Source organism: Paenibacillus tyrphae (genome assembly GCF_027925525.1).
GTDB classification, from domain to species: Bacteria; Bacillota; Bacilli; order Paenibacillales; family NBRC-103111; genus Paenibacillus_G; species Paenibacillus_G tyrfis_B.
The window spans coordinates 1-578 of record NZ_BSDJ01000097.1 but is presented as its reverse complement, the minus strand read 5'-3'; the positions used below and the strand labels follow the sequence as shown (position 1 = coordinate 578).

The 578-nt window shown below is 42.6% G+C and carries 1 protein-coding gene; it reads left to right on the top strand.

The genetic code is table 11. From position 1 onward, the window contains the following. Positions 1–140: 140 nt before the first annotated feature. On the top strand, positions 141–578 hold a 438-nt coding region (locus QMG93_RS35010; protein ID WP_281944521.1), incomplete at its 3' end, for an IS110 family transposase.

Genomic DNA, 578 nt, shown 5'->3' with positions numbered 1-578 from the left:
AATTAGCGGTATTTTCACGGATTTCAAAGTATTCCTGTAAGTCGCTAATTTTGGATTTTGTCAAAAAGGAGCGCTCTCCAGTATTATGAATTTATGGGGCCTAGACAACCCAAATTCATCTATACGGAGGCGCTCTTATTATGAACTTTAAACAAAGTGACAAACAAAATCAACGTATTGAAAAAATTACAATCGACCATCTTGTTATCGGCATCGATATTGCCAAGTTTTCTCACGTTGCCCGTGCTGTCGATTTTCGTGGGATCGAACGTGGCCACTATCTTGCCTTCTCTAACGATCACACCGGCTTTAAAAACCTCTTCCAGTGGATACAAGCTATAATGGATCAGCATCACAAAACGAAGGTGCTCATCGGTGTTGAGCCCACGGGGCATTACTGGCTCAATCTCGCCTTCTGGCTTCAAGAAAGGCAACTCGAGCTTGTTCTCGTTAATCCTTTTCATGTCAAACGCAATAAGGAAAATAGAGATAACTCCCCCACGAAAAACGATGTCAAGGACGCCCTTGTCATTGCCGATATGGTGAAGAACGGTTATTACTCCGAGGTTCGTATGTTA